Consider the following 19080-nt stretch of genomic DNA (forward strand, 5'->3'; position numbering starts at 1 on the left):
GAATATGCCCGCTGGACGCGGACTACAGCCCCATTTTATATCCAGGCCTAAAGATCTTCCGATCCCAGCAGCATTTCGGTGATGCCGGCGCCGGCCTTGACCATCGGGAACACGTTCTCGGTGGGGTCGGTGCGGAAATCCATGAACACCGTGCAGTCCTTGAGCTTGCGCGCCTCGCGCAACGCGGGCTCCACGTCCTGCGGCCGCTCGATCAGCATGCCGACGTGGCCATAGGCCTCGGCCAGCTTCACGAAGTTGGGCAGCGCGTCCATGTAGCTGTGGCTGTAGCGGCCTTCGTAGTCCAGCTCCTGCCACTGGCGCACCATGCCCAGGTAGCGGTTGTTCAGCGAGACGATCTTGATTGGCGTGTTGTACTGCAGGCAGGTGGACAGTTCCTGGATGCACATCTGCACCGAGCCCTCACCGGTGATGCAATAGACCTCGCTGTCGGGCTTGGCGAGCTTGATGCCCATGGCGTAGGGGATGCCCACGCCCATGGTGCCCAGGCCGCCGGAATTGATCCAGCGGCGCGGCTCGTCAAAGCGGTAGTACTGGGCCGCCCACATCTGGTGCTGGCCCACGTCGGAGGTGATGTAGGTGTCGGCGTCCCTGGTCATGTTCCACAGCGTCTCGACGACGTACTGGGGCTTGATGACTTCCTTGTTGTTGCGGTCGTACTTGAGGCAGTCGCGCTTGCGCCAGCCGTCAATGGTTTCCCACCAGCCCCCCAGGGCACCGGCGTCGGGCTTGATATCGCTCTCGCGCACCATGGCGATCAGCTCGGCCAGCACTTCCTTGACGTCGCCCACGATGGGGATGTCCACCTTGACGCGCTTGGAGATGCTCGACGGGTCGATGTCGATGTGGATGATCTTGCGTTCGTTCTGCGCGAAATGCTTGGGGTTGCCGATCACGCGGTCGTCAAAGCGCGCGCCCACGGCCAGCAGCACGTCGCAATTCTGCATGGCGTTGTTGGCTTCGATGGTGCCGTGCATGCCCAGCATGCCCAGGAACTTGCGGTCGCTGGCCGGGTAGGCGCCCAGGCCCATCAGCGTGTTGGTGCAGGGATAGCCCAGCAGGTCCACCAGGGTGCGCAGTTCCTGCGTGGCATTGCCCAGCAGCACGCCACCGCCGGTGTAGATGTAGGGCCGCTTGGCATTGAGCAGCAGTTGCAGCGCCTTGCGGATCTGGCCGCCATGGCCCTTGCGCACGGGGTTGTACGAGCGCATTTCCACCGATTCCGGGTAGCCGGCATAGGTGGTCTTGTTGAACGACACGTCCTTGGGGATGTCCACCACCACCGGGCCGGGACGGCCGCTGCGGGCGATGTGGAAGGCCTTTTTCATGACCATGGCCATGTCACGCACGTCCTTCACCAGGAAGTTGTGCTTGACGATCGGACGCGTGATGCCCACGGTGTCGCATTCCTGGAACGCATCGAGGCCAATGGCGGCCACCGGGACCTGCCCGGTGATGATCACCATCGGGATGCTGTCCATGTAGGCGGTGGCGATGCCGGTGATGGCGTTGGTCACGCCGGGCCCCGATGTAACGAGCGCCACGCCCACGTCGCCGGTGGCGCGGGCATAGCCGTCGGCCGCGTGCACGGCGGCCTGCTCGTGGCGCACCAGCACGTGCTGGATGGTGTCCTGCTTGTAGAACGCGTCGTAGATGTGCAGGACCGCGCCACCCGGGTAACCCCAGATGTACTTGACGCCTTCAGCCTGAAGCGCCTTGACGAGGATTTCGGAACCGCGCAGTTCCTGCGAATGGGATGAAGCGGATGCCGCTGCCGCCGAGATTTCGGCCTTTGAAATTTCCATGATCAACCTTTGTGAATTTCTCTGACGAAAAACCTTGGGTGCCCCTTGCCGTGCTCTTGTGGAGTGGGTCGGGACTTAGAGCCAAAACCATGGGCGGGCTGCTTGCACCGCCGGATCAGGGCTCGTTTGCCTTTTGACTTGCAGCGCCGATTATCGCACTGCCGCGCCCGTAGCGCCACAAACCGCCCGGGGCGATGCCATAATTTGCGGTTTCCCGCACGCTGTCCGGGGCCCTTGCCGCCGGAACAGGATCAAGGCCCTCCCTCCGAGAACGCTGCCCAGCTGCCGACCTTTGGCTACCGAACAAGAACTCTCCGAGCTCCTCAAAAGCGTTGAAAAGCGGGCCTTCAAGCGCGCCCTGTACCACGTCAGGGACACCGAGGCGGCGCTGGACATCGTGCAGGACAGCATGATGAAGCTGGCCGAGCACTATGGCGACAAGCCGCCGGCCGAGCTGCCCATGCTGTTCCAGCGCATCCTGTCCAACTGCATGCTGGACTGGTTCCGGCGCCAGAAAACGCGCAACGCCCTGTTTTCGAACATGAGCGACTTCGAATCCGGGTCGGATGACGGGGATTTCGATTTGCTGGAAACTTATGCAGCCTCCGACGGCTCTCAAGGCGCTGAAAGCAGCGAGCAGTCGCTGGGCCGGGCCCAGATATTGCGTGAGATCGAGGCTGAAATACAACAACTGCCCGGTCGTCAACGGGAAGCCTTCCTCCTGCGTTACTGGGAGGAGATGGACGTGGCGGAAACGGCCGCGGCCATGGGCTGTTCCGAAGGCAGTGTCAAAACGCACTGCTCCAGGGCAGTCCAGGCCCTCAGCAAGGCTCTGAAGGCAAAGGGAATCCAGACATGAGCAATTCGATCCAACACCAGACCCAGCTGCAGCAGGACCGCCTTGGCCTGCGCCTGGCGGCGCGCCTGTCCGAGGGCGCCGACGACCTGCCCTACGACATCGCCGAGCGCCTGCGTGCCTCGCGCGTGCGGGCGCTGGCGCAGCGCAAGGTGCTCAAGGTACGCCCCGTGCGCGTGGTATCGATGTCCGGCGGCGCCGCCACCCTGGGTTTTGACGGCGACCACCTCGGCTGGTGGGGCCGCGTGGCCTCCACCCTGCCCCTGGTCATGCTGGCGGCGGGCCTGATCGCCATCAATGTCATCCAGAATGAAAACCGCGCGCAGGAGGTGGCCGAGGTCGACGCCGCCCTGCTGATTGACGACCTGCCCCCGTCGGCCTACGCCGATCCGGGCTTCATCCAGTTCCTCAAGGCCGGCGGCGAGCGGGAACTGTAGGCACCATGGTCCTTTCCGCCGCGGCCTGTGCCGCCGCTACTGCCTTGCGCCGCCCTGTCCCTGCCCTGTCGTTGGCGGTGGGCGCGCTGCTGCTGGCAGGCGCCTCGACCGGCGTGCTTGCGCAATCCCCAGCCCCAAGCCCGGCCACGCCGCCCGCGACCAATATGCCCGCCACGGTGGCCAGGCCAGCCGCTGCCCGAGCCTCGGCGCCGCGACCGGCCAAGGCACCCGTCGGCTCCGGCTGGAAAGAGCTCTCTGCCGCGCAGCAGCAATCGTTGCAGCCGCTGGCCGCGCAGTGGGACAAGCTCAGCGAGGGCCAGAAACGCAAGTGGATTGCCCTGGCCAGGAACTACCCCAAGCTGGCCCCCGACGAACAGGCCAAGCTGCACAGCCGCATGACCGAGTGGGTGGCCCTGAGCCCCCAGCAGCGCACCCAGGCCCGGCTGAACTTTGCCAACACCAAGCGCCTCTCGCCCGACGATAAAAAGGCCAAATGGGCGGCCTACCAGTCGCTCAGCGCCGAAGAAAAGCAGAAGCTCGCTGCGCGCGCGGACCCCAAACCCAAGGGCGTGGCCGCCGCGGTCAAGCCTGTGCCTCCCCAGAAACTGGCCAAGATCGGCAAGGACCGAGGCGCCGACCCGAAAGCCCCCGCCGCGGCCGGCCCGGGGCCGGTCGATCACAATACGCTCTTGCCGCAACAGCCGCCTGGCTCGACACCGGCTGCCCCTGCGCAGACCCACTGAGCCCTGCAACCACTGATGACCGACCTGACTGACGGGCCCGCCCCGGCGCCCGGACCTGACACGCCTTCTTCCCGACCCGCACTCGCCGCGCCCCCGCTGCGCCGGCGCATGGCCTGCTGGCTCTACGAAGGCATCCTGCTGTTCGCCGTGGTCTTCGTTGCGGGCTGGCTGTTCAGCACCCTGGGGCAGATGCGCAATGCCATGGACGAGCGCCGGCACCTGCTGCAGGCCTTCCTGTTCGTGGTGTTCGGCATCTATTTCACCTGGTTCTGGGCCCACGGCCAGACCCTGGCCATGAAGACCTGGGACATCCGTGTGGTGGACACCGCTGGCCAACCGGTCAGCCAGTGGCGGGCACTGGCGCGCTATGCGCTGTGCTGGCTCTGGTTCCTGCCGCCGCTCGCGGCCATCGCCCCGTTCAGCCTGTCCGGTGGCGAATCGGTGGTGATCCTCGGCGGCTGGGTGGCGGTCTGGGCCCTGCTGAGCCGCTTTCATCCGCAGCAGCAGTTCTGGCACGACGCGCTGGCCGGCACGCGCCTGGTCTCCTCGCCTCCCCTGAGCAAATGAGGCCGTCATCTGGCTGCGCGACAATCCCGCCATGATCGACGTCAATCCCCAAAAGGCCCGGACCGGATTCAACCGCGTCTGGCACGCCACCGGCTACTCACTGGAGGGCCTGCGCGCCGGCTGGGGCGAAACCGCATTCCGCCAGGAAGCCATCGCGGCCATCGTGCTGCTGCCCGCGTCGCTGTGGCTGGGGCGCAGCTGGGTCGAGGTGGCGCTGCTGGCGGGCTCGGTGTTGATCCTCATGATCGTGGAACTGCTGAACACCGGCATCGAGACCGCCATTGACCGGATCGGGCCCGAATGGCACGACCTGTCCAAGCGCGCCAAGGACATGGGCAGCGCCGCCGTGCTGCTGAGCCTGCTGATGTGCGCGGGCATCTGGGCCGCGGCCCTGTGGCACCGTTTCGCGGCATGAACCCGGCCTTTTCAGTCTGCGTCTATTGCGGCTCGCGGCCAGGCACGGACCCGGCCTTTGCCGCCGTGGCCCGCGTGGTCGGAACCTGGATCGGCGGACACGGCGGGCAACTGGTCTATGGCGGCGGCAACAACGGCCTGATGGGCGTGGTGGCCGACGCCACCCTGGCCGCCGGCGGCCGCGTCGTGGGCATCATTCCCAGGGCGCTGGTCGAGAAGGAATGGGCCAAGCGCGACTGCACCGAACTGCATGTGGTCGAGAGCATGCATGACCGCAAACGCATGATGGCCGAGCGCGCCGACGCCTTTGTGGCGCTGCCCGGGGGCATCGGCACCTTCGAGGAGCTGTTCGAGGTCTGGACCTGGCGCCAGCTGGGCTACCACGACAAGCCCGTGGGCCTGCTCAATGCCGGGGGCTACTACGACGCCCTGCTTGCGTTCCTGCAGTCCACCGTGCAGCAGGGCTTCATGGGCGACTGGCAGATGGGCTTGCTGAAGGTGGACACCGATGCGCAGCGGCTGCTCGAAGCCGTGGTGCAGGCAGCGGGCCAGTCCACCGGCCGGCTGCAGGCTTCGCAGATCTGAACCGCCGCCGTGCCCCGGGGCCGGCGTCCAAATAGTCGCCCGGGATGGCCCCGCAAGCCTATACTGCGCTGGTGAAAGAATGACTCTTTCCAGGGAAAGGCAGCGATCGGGCCACCATGTCCAGTGCTGACAAGATTCACAGAATCCATCGCCTGTATGCCGTTTCCAGCGGCATCAACCAGGCGATTGTCCGCATTGCCGACGAGACCCTGCTCTATGAGGAAGCCTGCCGCATCGCGGTGGAAGACGGCGGCCTGCTGATGGCCTGGGTGGGGCTGGCGTCCGTTCCCGGCGAGACGCTTCGGGTGGTGGCCCGCTGGGGCCGTGACGACGGCTACCTCGAGGCCGTTCAGGTCACCACCGATGCCACCCAGCTTGCGGGCCAGGGCCCCGGTGGCGAGGCCTTCCGCACCGGCCGGCCCTCCGTGTGCAATGACATCGAGGCCAGTGGCCAGTTCTTCGGCTCGCGCGACCAGGCCCTGGCTCGGGGCTTTCGCAGTTGCGGCGCCTTTCCCATCCGGTTCTCGGACCAGTCCGTGGGGGTGTTCCTGGTCTACGCCGCAGAACCCGGGTATTTCGATGCCGACGAGCTGTCTCTGCTCACGGCGCTGGCGGACAATTTCTCGTTCGCCGTCCAGGCCCGCCAGCGCGACGTCCAGCGGCGCCAGGCCGAAGCCGCCCTGCGGGCCAGCGAAGCGCGCCTGCGCGCGCTCATCAACGCCGAACCCGAGTGCGTGAAGACCATCTCGCTGGACGCCCGCGTGCTCGACATCAACCCCGCCGGCCTGCGCGCCATCGAGGCCCCGTCGCTGGAGGCGGTCCGCGGGCTGCCGGTGCTGGGCTTCATCCACCCCGAGGACCAGAGCGACTACCGGACCCTGCACGACCGGGTGGCCGCGGGCGGCAACGGCCAGCTCGAGTACCGCGCGCTCACGCGCAGCGGCGCCGTCCGCTGGATGGACAACCACTCGGTCCCGTTGCGCGCCGAGGACGGCAGCGTGGACAGCGTGCTGAGCGTGTCGCGCGACGTGACCGCGCGCAAGGCGGCCGAGGACGAAACCCGGCAACTCGCGGCCCGCCTGGCCGAAACCCTCGAAAGCATGACCGACGCGCTGGTCACCGTGGACCCCCAGTGGCGCTTCACCTATATCAACCGCGAGGCCGAAAGGGTGCTCAAGCGACCGCGCCACGAGTTGCTGGGCGCCAACATGTGGGTGGAGTTTCCTGACGGCAAGGGCTCGATTTTTGAACAGCAGTACCAGCGCGCCATCCGCGAGCAGCGGACGGTGGAGTTCGAGGACTTCTACGAGCCGCTGGGTGCCTGGCTCGAAGTGCACGCCTGCCCGTCGCCCCAGGGCCTGACCATTTACTTTCGCGACGCCAGCGCGCGCCACGAGGCGCAGGACGAGATCCTGCGGCTGAACGCCGAGCTTGAGCAGCGCGTGGGCGAGCGCACCGCCCAGCTCGAGGCCGCCAACCGCGAGCTCAGCGCGTTCTCGTACTCGGTGGCGCACGACCTGCGTTCACCGCTGGCGGCCATCAGCGGATTCCAGCACGCGCTGGAGCAATCACTGGGCGATGCGGTGACAGACAAGATGCGCCACTACCTGGCCCGCATGCGCGCCGGGCTGGTGCAGACCCAGGACATGATCGACGCGCTGCTGGCGCTGTCACGCGTGTCGCGCGCGGAGCTGCGCTGGGAGTCCATGGACCTCGTGCCCCTGGCGCGCGCCGCGTTCGACGCCTGCCGCCAGCATGACAGCGGCCGGCAGGCGATGCTGCAGGTGCCCGACCAGATCCGCATCTGGGGCGACCCGCGCCTGCTGCAACTGGTCATGGACAACCTGATTGGCAACGCCTGGAAATTCTCGGCCCACACCGACTGCGCGGTGATCAGCGTCGGGGTGGAGCAAGGTGCGAACGGCGAAGCCGTCTTCCGGGTGTCGGACAACGGCGTGGGCTTTGACATGGCCTATGCGGACAAGCTGTTTGGCGCCTTCCAGCGCCTGCACCGCCAGGATGAGTTCCCGGGCACCGGCATCGGGCTGGCCAATGTCTGGCGCATCGTGTCCATGCATGGCGGCCGGGTCTGGGGTGAATCGGCGCCCGGCCAGGGCGCCACCTTCCGCTTCACGCTGGGGCGTCACGCCCCGGATTGAGCCCTGGCGGGGCTCAGACCGCCGATTCGTCGGTTTCGCCGGTGCGGATGCGCACCACGCGCTCCACGCTGGTCACGAAGATCTTGCCGTCGCCGATCTTGCCCGTGCGCGCGGCCTTGACGATGGCGTCCACGCAGCGCTCGACGTCGTCGTCCTTGACCACCACCTCCACCTTGACCTTGGGCAGGAAATCGACCACGTACTCGGCACCGCGGTACAGCTCGGTGTGGCCCTTCTGGCGGCCGAAGCCCTTGACTTCGGTGACCGTGAGGCCGGTCACGCCGCACTCGGCGAGCGACTCGCGCACCTCTTCGAGCTTGAACGGTTTGAGGATGGCGGTGATCTGCTTCATGGATGGTGTCCCCAGGGTGATGGGCCGGGCCGGCGGCTGCACCGCTACGCCCCGCCCTGTTGGTTAAAGGTACTTGCTGGTTATAGGATAGCGCCAATCCTTGCCGAAGCTGCGGTGGCTGACCCTAATCCCCACGGGCGACTGGCGGCGCTTGTATTCGTTGATCTTGATCAGCCGCGTGACGCGCGCCACGTCGGCGGCCGGATAACCCGCGGCCACGATCTCGGCGGCCGACTGGTCGTTTTCCATGTAGCGCTCCAGGATGGCGTCCAGCACCTCGTAGGGCGGCAGGCTGTCCTGGTCCTTCTGGTCGGGCCGCAGCTCGGCGCTGGGCGGGCGCGTGATGATGCGCTCGGGAATGGGGTTGGCCCCCGTGCCAAACGGGTCGTGCGCGTTGCGCCAGCGCGCCAGGCGGAACACCGCGGTCTTGAGCAGGTCCTTGATCACGGCAAAGCCGCCGGCCATGTCGCCGTACAGCGTGCAGTAGCCCGTGGCCATCTCGCTCTTGTTGCCCGTGGTCAGCACGATGCTGCCGAACTTGTTGGACAGCGCCATCAGCAGCGTGCCGCGGATGCGGGCCTGGATGTTTTCCTCGGTGGTGTCCTCGGGCAGGCCCTTGAACTCGCCCGCCAGCGAGGTCTTGAAGGCCTCGAACTGCGGCACGATGGAGATCTCGTCATAGCGCACGCCCAGGCGGGCCGCCATGTCGCGCGCGTCAATCCAGGAGATGTCGGCCGTGTAGGGCGAGGGCATCATCACCGCGCGCACCCGGCCGGCGCCCAGCGCATCGACCGCAATGGCCAGCACCAGCGCCGAGTCGATCCCGCCCGACAGGCCCAGCAGCACGCCGGGGAAGCCGTTCTTGCCGATGTAGTCGCGCACGCCCAGCACCAGGGCGCTCCACAGGTCGGCGTCGGCGTGGGGCTCGGGCGCCAGTTCTGCTACCAGATTGATAGCGCCGCGCGCCCGCCCCGCCTGGACTGCAAACAGATTCTCTTCAAAACTCGGGGCCCGGCCCGCGACCTGGCCGTCAGCGCCGATGGCGAACGACCGGCCCTCGAACACCACCTCGTCCTGCCCGCCCACCAGGTGGGCGTAGACCAGCGGCAGCCCGCAGGCGCGCACCCGCTCGCGCATGGTGGCCTCGCGCTCGCCGCCCTTGCCCGCATGGAACGGCGAGGCGTTGATCACCGCCAGCAGCTCGGCGCCGGCCTCGCGGGCCAGCCGGGCCGGCTCCTCGAACCAGGCGTCCTCGCAGATCAGCAGGCCGATGCGCACGCCCTGCACCTCGAACACGCAGGTGTCCTGCCCCGGCGTGAAATACCGGCGCTCGTCAAACACCTGGTAGTTGGGCAGCTCGCGCTTGGCGTAGGTGGCCAGCACCCGGCCCTCGCGCAGCACGCTGGCCGCGTTGTGGCGCTGCTGCACGGCCACGCTGCGGGTGCGCTGGTCGCCCCCGGTGGGGTGGCCCACCACCACGGTCATGTCCTTTAACCCGGCGAGTTCGCGGGCCACCGTTTTCACGGCATCATCACAGGCCGCGATGAAGGCGGGCCGCAGGAACAGGTCCTCGGCCGCATAGCCGCAGATGGACAGTTCGGGCGTGAGCAGCAGGCGGGCGCCGTCCGCGTGGGCGGACCGGGCCGCCTCGATGATTTTGGCGGCGTTGCCCGGCATGTCGCCCACCACGAAATTGAGCTGGGCGACGCAGAGTTTGAGAGTCATACCAAGAGTGAAAAATAGCTCGAACGATTATGTCACCCGGGTGCTGGCCTCGCCGCTGGAGGTGGATGCCGCCGCATGGAACGGCCTGCTCGCGCTGCAGGGCCAGCCCGGCCCGTTCATGCGCCACGAGTACCTGGCCGCCCTGCACCACAGCGGCAGCGCCACGCCCGACAGCGGCTGGGCGCCCTGCTTTGTCACGCTCTGGCAGGGCACGGAGCTGCACGCGGCCTGCGCGCTGTACCTCAAGAACCACTCCTATGGCGAATATGTATTTGACTGGGCCTGGGCCAACGCCTACGAGCAGCATGGCCTGGCCTACTACCCCAAGGCGGTGGCGGCCGTGCCCTTCACACCGGTGCCCGGTGCCCGCCTGCTGGCGCGCACCGACGCCGCGCGCGCCGTGCTGGTGCGCACCCTGCTGGCCCTGTGCCAGACGCAGAAGCTGTCGTCGCTGCACCTGCTGTTTGGGGCCGGCGACGACATTGCCGCCTGCGAAGACGCGGGCCTGATGCTGCGCCACACGGTGCAGTTCCACTGGAAGAATGCCCAGGCGCCCTACGCCAGCTTCGACGCCTTTCTGGCCAGCCTGAACCAGGAAAAGCGCAAGAAGATCCGCCAGGAGCGGCGCAAGGTGGCCGAGGCCGGCGTGCACTTTCGCTGGGCCCGCGGCGCCGGCATCACGCCCGCTGACTGGGACTTCTTTTACCGCTGCTACGAGCGCACCTACCTGGAGCACGGCAACGCGCCCTACCTCACGCGCGACTTCTTCCGGCGCATGGCGCAGACCATGCCCGAGCACTGGCTGCTGTTTGTGGCCGAGCGCAACGGCCAGCCGATTGCTACGAGTTTGATAGCACTGAATGACCGCCAGTCCTGGACTCCAGGCCAAAATGGCTCTGAATCCTGGCCCGCCACCGCCTACGGCCGCTATTGGGGCGCGCTGGAGCGCGTGGATTGCCTGCACTTCGAGGCCTGCTACTACCAGCCGCTGGACTGGTGCATCCAGCACGGCTACCAGACCTTTGAGGGCGGCGCGCAGGGCGAGCACAAGATGGCGCGGGCCCTGATGCCGGTCAGGACCACCAGCGCCCACTGGCTGGCCCACCCGGCCTTTGCCGACGCGGTGCAGCGCTTCCTGGAGCGCGAGGGTGATGGCATCAGCGACTACATCGAACACCTGGACGCGCGCAGCCCGTTCAGGCAAGACAAACCCTAGTGCGCGGGCGCAATCGGCCGGGTTAAGGTGGGCGTCCACGGAGACACCCACCCCATGAAATCACTGAGCGGCCTCGACGCCACCTTCCTGTACCTCGAAACCCCGGAAACGCCCATGCACGTGGGCTCGCTCAACCTCTATGAGCTGCCGCGCGGCTTCAAGGGCAGCTTCCACAAGGCGCTGCAGGAGCACATTGGCCGGCGCATGCACCTGGCGCCCATCTTCAGCCGCCGCCTGGCCTTCATGCCACTGGACCTGGGCCACCCGATCTGGGTCGAGGCCGACGAAGTCGATCTGGACTTCCACATCCGCAAGGTCAAGGGCAGCAAGCTCAGCGTCAAGCAGGTGGAGGCCATGGCCGCCCAGCTGCACGGCCAGCTGATCGACCGCGAACACCCGCTATGGGAGTTCTATGTGTTTGACAGCATCACGCCGCCGCCCGACATGGCCATCGAGGGCAAGCTGGTGGCCTTCTATTCCAAGATCCACCACGCCGCGCTCGACGGCAAGGGCGGCACGGTGCTGGCCAACGCCATGCTCGACGTGGCGCCCGTGCCGCGCGAGGTGGCGCCGCCCGACCTGTCCCGCAAGCGCCGCACGGCCGGCGACCTCAAGATCGGCGAGATGATTGGCGCGGTATTTTCCAACTCGCTCGCGCAGTACGCCAAGCTGGCGCGCTCGCTGCCCGCGGCCGCGGGCTCGCTGGGCGGCGCGGTGGCCCGGCAGTCGGTCAAGGGCGGCGACAAGGGCCTGACCAGCCTGCGGCCCAAGTCGCCGATCAGCCTGGCGCCCAAGACCATCTTCAACGCCGGCATCACGCGCGACCGCGTGTTTGCCACCGCCAGCGTGCCCTTTGCCGAGTGCAAGGCCATGGCCAGGGCCGTGGGCGGCTCGTTCAACGACATCGTGCTGTGGATCTGCTCCACGGCGCTGCGCAACTACCTGACGAAGCACGCCACCCTGCCACGCAAGCCGCTGATTGCCGCCATGCCGGTAAGCCTGCGCGAGGAAAGCAACAAGGAACTCAACAACCAGGCCTCGATCACCGTGGTCGACCTGGGCACCCACCTGGCCCACCCCATGAAGCGCATGAACGCCATCATGGCGTCCACCAGCAAGGTCAAGGAGGCGCTGATCAACCTCAAGTCGGTGCTGCCCACCGACTACCCCTCGTTCCTCTCGCCCTGGGTGGTGGGCGGCGCGGCGCGCGCCGTGTTCAAGACCTATGGCCGCAGCGGCGTGGCCGACCGCCTGCCATCCATCGCCAACCTGGCCATCAGCAATGTGCCGGGCCCGCAGGTGCCGCTGTACCTGGCTGGCGCGCGCATGCTGACCTTTCACCCGCTGTCGATCGTGATGCACGGGCTGGCGCTCAACATCACCATCCAGACCTATGCGGGCAGCGTGGACTTCGGCGTGATCGCCGACAAGAAGGCCGTGCCCCATGTGCAGGACCTGGCCGATGCGCTCGAGGCGGCCTTTGAAGAAGCACAAAAGTTGTACGCCATGGCCCAGCCCTCGGTAGTAACCCCTGCACCCCCGGTCGCCAAGGCGACGCAATCGAAGACGCGCGACTCTAAACCCGGAACATCCCCCGCAGCGAAAACCGCCAAAGCTGCTACCGTGCGGGGCAGCAAAACAACCACGGGAAAGAAGGCAACCGATGCTCATGGCCACCCAGCGACAAGACCTGCCCCTCGACGATCTGCCGCCGCCAAGCCTCGCACTGCTCGCGCTTGAGTTTCGCGCCCCCTGGGAGTTTGGCTCCCTGCTGCCCGCCTGGCCCGCGCTGCAGCGCGCCCCGGCCGGCGACGGGCATTCGGTCGTGGTCTTCCCCGGCCTGAGCGCCAGCGATGCCTCCACCATCCCCTTGCGGCGCTACCTGGGCTCGCTCGGCTACGACGTGCAGGGTTGGACCCAGGGATTCAACTTCGGCCCCCGGGCCGGTGTGCTGGAGGCCGCCAAGCGGCAGGTCCTGGAACGCCATGAGGCCACGGGCCGCAAGGTCAGCCTGATCGGCTGGAGCCTGGGCGGGGTCTATGCACGTGAACTGGCCAAGGAACTGCCCGGCAGCGTGCGCGGCGTCATCACGCTGGGCACGCCGTTTGCCGGCCCGCCCAAGTCCACCAACGCCTGGCGCATTTACGAGCTCACCAGCGGCCGCACCATCGAGCGCGAAGCCGAGAACTACAACCTGCCCGAGGCGCCGCCGGTGCCCACCACCAGCATCTTCTCGCGCTCAGACGGCATCGTGGCCTGGCAGGGCAGCTTCCAGAAGCCGGCGCCGCACAACCCGCACACCGAAAACATCGAGGTCGTGGCCAGCCACATCGGCATTGGCCTGAACCCCAGCGCCTGGTGGGCCGTGGCCGACCGGCTGGCCCAGCCCGAAAGCCAATGGCAGCCGTTTGACCGCAGCGGGCTGTTCGGGCTCAAGGGGTTGCTGTATCCGGACCCGCATCGTTGACGGGGATGCCCGTCCTTCTTTTTAAGCGTGCACGCCTGACGCAAGGGGGTGAGGCCTGGGCCACCAGAGCCCCGGCCCCTTCGGGTGAGCCGCTGCAGTGCTCAGAGCGGGCACACCTGATGGGCACGCGATTGACGCCCGGTATGTTCAAGCCCGTCAGCCCGCTCTTGCGCGCTTCGCGCCCGGGACTCTTGATCGGTGGCCCAGGCCTCACCCCCTCGCGTCAGGCTTCGAGCGCTCGGGCCGCCCGATGGGTCACTCGCCAACACGGCGCCGCCCCGGCAGGCCTTCACCAGAACTGCAAGCAGGGCCCCTGAGAATCAGCCCTGCTGGGCCTTCTCGTAGTTGGCGATCCCGTCCATCACTTCCTTGCGGGCGGCTTCGGGGCCTTCCCAGCCGAGGATCTTGACCCACTTGCCGGGCTCCAGGTCCTTGTAGTGCTCGAAGAAATGCGAGATGGTCTTCAGGCGCAGCGGGTTCAGGTCTTCGGGCTTTTGCCACTGGGTGTAGATGGCCAGCACCTTGTCGATGGGCACGGCCAGCACCTTGCCGTCCTGCCCGGCCTCGTCTTCCATTTTCAGGATGCCGATCGGCCGGCAGGGCACGACCACGCCCGGGATCAGCGGCACGGGCGTGATCACCAGCACGTCAACCGGGTCACCGTCGCCGCTGATGGTCTTGGGCACATAGCCGTAGTTGGTCGGGTAGTGCATGGACGTGCTCATGAAGCGGTCCACGAAGATGGCGCCGGTTTCCTTGTCCACTTCGTACTTGATGGGGTCGGCGTTCATCGGGATCTCGATGATCACGTTGAAGGACTCGGGAACATTCTTGCCGGCGGAGACTTTGTCGAGGGACATGGATTGCTTCTGAAAAATTAAGACAGGGAGATGAAGATAAGGATTAACCCTGATTTTACTTTCATGGACCTTGCCGGCCTCGCCGTGTGCGGTTTTTCACGGTACATTGCGCCAGTTGGCCAATCGTCTCCCCTTGTGGAGCTGCGAGGAAGCAACGCAGCGGGGGATCAACCGGTGCGTTGGCCCCCTCCAAGCGAAAACAACGAAGGAGATTCTCATATGACAGGCAACTCGGCGCTGATTCTGGCGCTCGTCTGCGGATTCATCGCGGTGGCTTACGGCTTCTGGGCCCGCGGCTGGATTCTTTCCCAGGACGCGGGCAACGCCCGCATGCAGGAGATCGCGGCGGCCATCCAGGCCGGTGCGGCGGCCTACCTTGCACGGCAGTACAAGACCATTGGCATCGTCGGCGTGGTGCTGGCCGTGCTGATCGGCATCTTTCTGGACGGCAAGACGGCCATTGGCTTCGTGATCGGCGCGGTGCTGTCGGGCGCCTGCGGCTTCATCGGCATGAACGTCTCGGTCCGCGCCAACGTGCGCACGGCCCAGGCCGCGACCAAGGGCATCGGCCCGGCGCTGGACGTGGCCTTCCGCGGCGGCGCCATCACCGGCATGCTGGTGGTGGGCCTGGGGCTGCTGGGCGTGGCCGGCTTCTACTGGTTTCTCACGGGCGGCACGCCCACGGGTGACGGCAAGGCGCTGGCCGCCATGCTCAACCCGCTGATCGGCTTTGCCTTTGGCTCGTCGCTGATCTCGATCTTCGCGCGGCTGGGCGGCGGCATCTTCACCAAGGGCGCCGACGTGGGCGCCGACCTGGTGGGCAAGGTCGAAGCCGGCATCCCCGAGGACGACCCGCGCAACCCGGCCGTGATCGCCGACAACGTGGGCGACAACGTGGGTGACTGCGCCGGCATGGCGGCCGACCTGTTCGAGACCTATGCCGTGACGCTGATCGCCACCATGGTGCTGGGCGCCCTGCTGGTGGCCGCGGCCCCGGTCAATGCGGTGCTGTACCCGCTGGTGCTGGGCGCGGTGTCCATCGTGGCGTCCATCATCGGCTGCTTCTTCGTGCGGGCCTCGCCGGGCATGAAGAACGTGATGCCGGCCCTGTACAAGGGCCTGGCGGTGGCCGGCGTGCTGTCGCTGATCGCCTTTTACTTCGTCACGACCTGGATCATTCCGGACAACGCCTTCGGTGGCACGGGCGCGCAGATGAAGCTGTTTGGCGCCTGCTTCGTGGGCCTGGCGCTCACGGCCGCGCTGGTCTGGATCACCGAGTTCTACACCGGCACCCAGTACTCGCCGGTGCAGCACATCGCGCAGGCCTCGACCACCGGCCACGGCACCAACATCATTGCCGGCCTGGGCGTGTCCATGCGCTCCACGGCCTGGCCCGTGGTGTTTGTCTGCCTGGCCATCCTGGCGGCTTACAGCCTGGCCGGCCTGTACGGCATTGCCATCGCGGCCACCTCCATGCTGAGCATGGCCGGCATCGTGGTGGCGCTGGACGCCTACGGCCCCATCACCGACAACGCCGGCGGCATTGCCGAGATGTCGGAGCTGCCCGCCAGCGTGCGCGACATCACCGACCCGCTGGACGCGGTGGGCAACACCACCAAGGCCGTGACCAAGGGCTACGCCATCGGCTCCGCCGGCCTGGCCGCGCTGGTGCTGTTTGCCGACTACACCCACAAGCTGGAGACCTATGGCCGCGCCATCACCTTTGACCTGTCTGACCCGATGGTGATCGTGGGCCTGTTCATCGGCGGGCTGATCCCCTACCTGTTCGGTGCCATGGCGATGGAGGCCGTGGGCCGCGCCGCCGGTTCAGTGGTGGTGGAAGTGCGCCGCCAGTTCGCCGAGATCAAGGGCATCATGGAAGGCACGGCCAAGCCCGAATACGGCGTGGCCGTGGACATGCTGACCAAGGCCGCGATCAAGGAAATGATGATCCCGTCGCTGCTGCCGGTGGTCGTGCCCATCGTGGTCGGCCTGGTGCTGGGCCCCAAGGCGCTGGGCGGCCTGCTGATGGGCACCATCGTGACCGGCCTGTTCGTGGCCATCTCCATGTGCACCGGCGGCGGTGCCTGGGACAACGCCAAGAAGTACATCGAAGACGGCCACCACGGCGGCAAGGGTTCCGAGGCCCACAAGGCCGCCGTGACCGGCGACACCGTGGGCGACCCCTACAAGGACACGGCCGGCCCCGCCATCAACCCGCTGATCAAGATCATCAACATCGTGGCGCTGCTGATCGTGCCGCTGGTGGTGAAGTTCCACGCGGGCTGAGCCAGGCCTGCCCCATAAAAAAGCCCGCTTCGGCGGGCTTTTTTGCGGGCGGGATTGCTACAGGATCAATAGCACAAAGTGGCCGCCCCGCCTGGACTCCAGGCCTTTTTCATGCCCAGACCACGGGCCCCTTGGCAGCAAACCACTGGTCGACCTGCGGGCCGACGACCGCCTCGATGCGGTTGCGCTTGATCTTCATGGTGGGCGTGAGACAGCCGTTTTCGATGGACCAGGGCTCGCGCGCCACCACGATCATGCGCAGTTGCTCGTAGTCGGCCACGTTCTCGTTGACGCGCTTGAGCACGGCGGCCATCTGCTGCTCGAACTCGGCCCGGTAGGCCGGATCGGCCAGCTTGGGGCGCACCGCCTCGGCCGGCACCACCATGGCGTAGGCCGCCTGCTGGCCCACGCCCGAGACCAGCGACAGCTCCAGCAGCGGGCACTCGTTGATCAGGTTTTCAATCGGCGCGGGCGCCACGTACTTGCCCTTGCCGGTCTTGAACAGTTCCTTCTTGCGGCCCGTGAGCTTGAGCTGCCCGCCGGGGCCCTCTTCGCCCAGGTCACCGGTGCGGAAGAAGCCGTCGGCGGTGAACGCCTCTTCGTCGAGCTCGGGCCGCTTGTAGTAGCCCACCAGGGTGCCCGGCGATTTGATCAGGATCTCGCCATCGTCCTCGATGCGGCGCTCCACACCGGGGAACGGAATGCCCACATAGCCCGGGTCCTTGAGCGCCTTGGTGGTGGTGTGCGAGAAGGCAAAGTCCTCGGTCATGCCGTAGCCCTCGACCAGGTGCAGGCCAAGCCGGCGGTACCAGGCAATCAGCGCGGGGGGAATGGGCGCCGAGCCGCTGCCGGCCTGGATCACCTCGTTCAGGCCCAGCTGCGTGAGCACCTTGCGCGCCACGATCTTGCCCAGGATGGGGATGGACAGCAGCCGGTCCAGCTTCTTCGCGGGCATCTTGGTGAACACGCCCTGCTGGAACTTGAGCCACAGCCGCGGCACCGAGATGAACACCGTGGGCCGCGCGCGCTGCAGGTCCTGCACAAAGGTGTCCAGCGACTCGGCAAAGAAGATGTGGCCACGCCCCAGCACAAAGCCCGCGCACTCGACCCAGGCGCGCTCGAAGATGTGTGCCAGCGGCAGGTAGGACAGCACGCGATAGGTGAAGCCCGCGCCCAGTTCCCTCTCCTGGTAAGCCACGATGCCTTCGCTGGCGCGCGTGACGCGCTCGAAGCTGTGCATCACGCCCTTGGGCGTGCCGGTGGAGCCCGAGGTGTACATGAGCAGTGCCAGGTCAGTCCCCGCACGCTCGGGCTTGCCGGCGATGGGCTCGTTGGCGCCCACGATGGCGTCCCAGGTGTCGTAGGGCGTGCTGGGCGACAGCGGCAGCGCGATGCAGGGCAGCCCCACCGGAATGCCCGGCTGCTGCTGCGCCCAACTGTCCAGCTTGCCCACGAACAGCAGGCTGGCCTCGCTGTGCTCGAGCACGTACTTGACGGTCTCGGCCGATTCGGTGGGAAAGATCGCCACCGTGGTGCCGCCGGCCATCCAGATTGCCAGTTCGGCCATCAGGAAGTGCGCGGAATTCTTGGACAGGATGGCGATGCGCGCGCCGGGCGCAAAGCCCCGGCTCTTCAGGTGCGTCGCCATGCGGCGCGCCTGGTCCATCATCTGCTGCCAGGTGTAGTCGGTCACCTGGCCCCGGCCAATGGGCTGGGTCAGGCAGACCTGCTGGGCGCGGGCCGTCTCATGGTCGTAGACGTAGTCGAGTATCAGTTTGGGGTTGGGCATGCGGTTTCCTTGAAGTTCAAACGGCGCGCGAAGCCCAGGGCCGCGCGTCCTGCCGCCATGCTAGAGGCGGAATGTCTTCAGGGTTACCGGGGAAGCCCTGCCCCCGGCCAGGTCAGCCCCGGCTCAGGCCCGGTTGGTGACAGCCTTGACGAAGGCGCTGGCCGTGCCCACGGCGGCCAGGATCTCGTCGGGGCGCTCGCGTTCGATGGCCTGCAGCACCAGTTCATTGACGCCTCCCACCACGGCCATGGCCATCTGGGGGTCGATCTGCTGGCGCCCGCCCGCATTGACCACTTCAAGGATAAAACCAGCGATCTCGTTGTGGGTGCGCCGGCGCGCGGCCAGTCCGGTGGCGCCCAGGCCCAGGATTTCAATGAACAGGGTGCGCAACAGCACCGGGTTTTGCGCCATGCTGCCCAGGTAGGCGGTCAGCGCCTGCTCGAGCTGGGCCTGCCAGTCGCGTTGCGGGTCGATCGAGCCGCGCAGCACGCGCAGCGTGTTGTGGCTGGTGGCCTCGTAAAGCGCCACCAGGCATTCGGCCTTGGTGTCGAAGTGCTCGTAGAAGGTGCGGCGCGACACCGAGGCCTCGCGCACCACGTCGGCGATGGTGGTGTCGGCGTAGCCCTTTTTGGCCACGGCCTGGGCCATGCCCTCGAGCAGCCGGCTGCGGTGTTCGGAGGCGGTGGTCGTGCTTACAGGGAAATCTGTCTCTGTCATGTCACCATTGTGCGGGTTTACAGCGCGATACTTGACAGTACCTGAAAGAATGTTGATGATGTTCTGGCTTTGGTACCAATT

17 protein-coding genes are annotated in these 19080 nt (G+C 66.9%); 11 read left to right on the forward strand and 6 right to left on the reverse strand.

Translation table 11 applies throughout. From position 1 onward, the window contains the following. Positions 1-47 precede the first annotated feature (47 nt). Positions 48-1823 carry an acetolactate synthase 3 catalytic subunit gene (locus KF796_13410; GenBank protein MBX3587630.1) on the reverse strand — a complete coding sequence of 592 codons (1776 nt, stop codon included), beginning with the start codon at positions 1821-1823 and terminating at the stop codon, positions 48-50. 292 nt (positions 1824-2115) lie between these two features. Here KF796_13410 and KF796_13415 point away from each other — a divergent pair, with 292 nt between their 5' ends. From KF796_13415 to KF796_13445, 7 genes are all read left to right on the forward strand, one after another. Beyond that, positions 2116-2682 carry an RNA polymerase sigma factor gene (locus KF796_13415; protein MBX3587631.1) on the forward strand — a complete coding sequence of 189 codons (567 nt, stop codon included), beginning with the start codon at positions 2116-2118 and terminating at the stop codon, positions 2680-2682. Then, complete coding sequence (locus KF796_13420) at positions 2679-3116, forward strand: DUF3619 family protein (protein ID MBX3587632.1); 438 nt, start codon at positions 2679-2681, stop codon at positions 3114-3116. Before KF796_13415 ends, KF796_13420 begins: the two co-directional genes overlap by 4 nt. A 164-nt stretch (positions 3117-3280) precedes the next feature. Further along, entirely contained in the window at positions 3281-3859 is a 579-nt protein-coding gene (locus KF796_13425; GenBank protein MBX3587633.1) for a DUF3106 domain-containing protein, read from the forward strand. Between the two features lie 15 nt (positions 3860-3874). After that, a complete protein-coding gene (locus KF796_13430) occupies positions 3875-4426 on the forward strand; it encodes an RDD family protein (protein MBX3587634.1) in 552 nt (183 codons plus the stop codon). Positions 4427-4457: 31 nt separating this feature from the next. Then, complete coding sequence (locus KF796_13435; GenBank protein ID MBX3587635.1) at positions 4458-4841, forward strand: diacylglycerol kinase; 384 nt, start codon at positions 4458-4460, stop codon at positions 4839-4841. Then, on the forward strand, positions 4838-5425 hold the full coding sequence (locus tag KF796_13440; GenBank protein MBX3587636.1) for a TIGR00730 family Rossman fold protein: 588 nt from the start codon (positions 4838-4840) through the stop codon (positions 5423-5425). Before KF796_13435 ends, KF796_13440 begins: the two co-directional genes overlap by 4 nt. A gap of 116 nt (positions 5426-5541) precedes the next feature. Next, positions 5542-7584, forward strand: coding sequence for a PAS domain-containing protein (locus KF796_13445; protein ID MBX3587637.1), 2043 nt, complete (start codon positions 5542-5544; stop codon positions 7582-7584). 13 nt (positions 7585-7597) lie between these two features. On the opposite strand, the gene KF796_13450 is transcribed toward KF796_13445, so the two are convergent. Together KF796_13450 and KF796_13455 are read right to left on the reverse strand one after the other, a co-directional pair. Next, complete coding sequence (locus KF796_13450; protein MBX3587638.1) at positions 7598-7936, reverse strand: P-II family nitrogen regulator; 339 nt, start codon at positions 7934-7936, stop codon at positions 7598-7600. A gap of 63 nt (positions 7937-7999) precedes the next feature. Next, entirely contained in the window at positions 8000-9661 is a 1662-nt protein-coding gene (locus KF796_13455) for an NAD+ synthase (protein ID MBX3587639.1), read from the reverse strand. On the opposite strand from KF796_13455, the gene KF796_13460 reads away from it, so the two are divergent. From KF796_13460 to KF796_13470, 3 genes are read left to right on the forward strand one after another with little or no spacing between them, the layout of a single operon-like run. Further along, positions 9612-10877 (forward strand): N-acetyltransferase, encoded by a 1266-nt coding sequence (locus tag KF796_13460; protein ID MBX3587640.1) that lies wholly within the window; start codon positions 9612-9614, stop codon positions 10875-10877. The genes KF796_13455 and KF796_13460 overlap by 50 nt on opposite strands. A gap of 54 nt (positions 10878-10931) precedes the next feature. Next, on the forward strand, positions 10932-12617 hold the full coding sequence (locus tag KF796_13465) for a wax ester/triacylglycerol synthase family O-acyltransferase (protein MBX3587641.1): 1686 nt from the start codon (positions 10932-10934) through the stop codon (positions 12615-12617). After that, positions 12541-13344: an alpha/beta fold hydrolase gene (locus KF796_13470; GenBank protein MBX3587642.1), complete on the forward strand. Its 804-nt coding sequence runs from the start codon at positions 12541-12543 to the stop codon at positions 13342-13344. The genes KF796_13465 and KF796_13470 overlap by 77 nt, the downstream gene beginning before the upstream one ends. 320 nt (positions 13345-13664) lie before the next feature. Here the strand turns inward: KF796_13470 and ppa are convergent, their stop codons facing one another. Further along, on the reverse strand, positions 13665-14204 hold the full coding sequence (ppa, locus tag KF796_13475; GenBank protein MBX3587643.1) for an inorganic diphosphatase: 540 nt from the start codon (positions 14202-14204) through the stop codon (positions 13665-13667). Positions 14205-14423: 219 nt separating this feature from the next. Here ppa and KF796_13480 point away from each other — a divergent pair, with 219 nt between their 5' ends. Further along, positions 14424-16493, forward strand: a complete 2070-nt coding sequence (locus tag KF796_13480; GenBank protein ID MBX3587644.1) for a sodium-translocating pyrophosphatase — start codon at positions 14424-14426, stop codon at positions 16491-16493. A gap of 109 nt (positions 16494-16602) precedes the next feature. On the opposite strand, the gene KF796_13485 is transcribed toward KF796_13480, so the two are convergent. After that, positions 16603-18282, reverse strand: coding sequence for an AMP-binding protein (locus KF796_13485; protein MBX3587645.1), 1680 nt, complete (start codon positions 18280-18282; stop codon positions 16603-16605). A gap of 123 nt (positions 18283-18405) precedes the next feature. Continuing rightward, a complete protein-coding gene (locus KF796_13490) occupies positions 18406-18999 on the reverse strand; it encodes a TetR/AcrR family transcriptional regulator (GenBank protein MBX3587646.1) in 594 nt (197 codons plus the stop codon). Positions 19000-19080 lie beyond the last annotated feature (81 nt).

It is taken from the genome of Ramlibacter sp., assembly GCA_019635435.1.
GTDB lineage: Bacteria > Pseudomonadota > Gammaproteobacteria > Burkholderiales > Burkholderiaceae_C > JAHBZM01.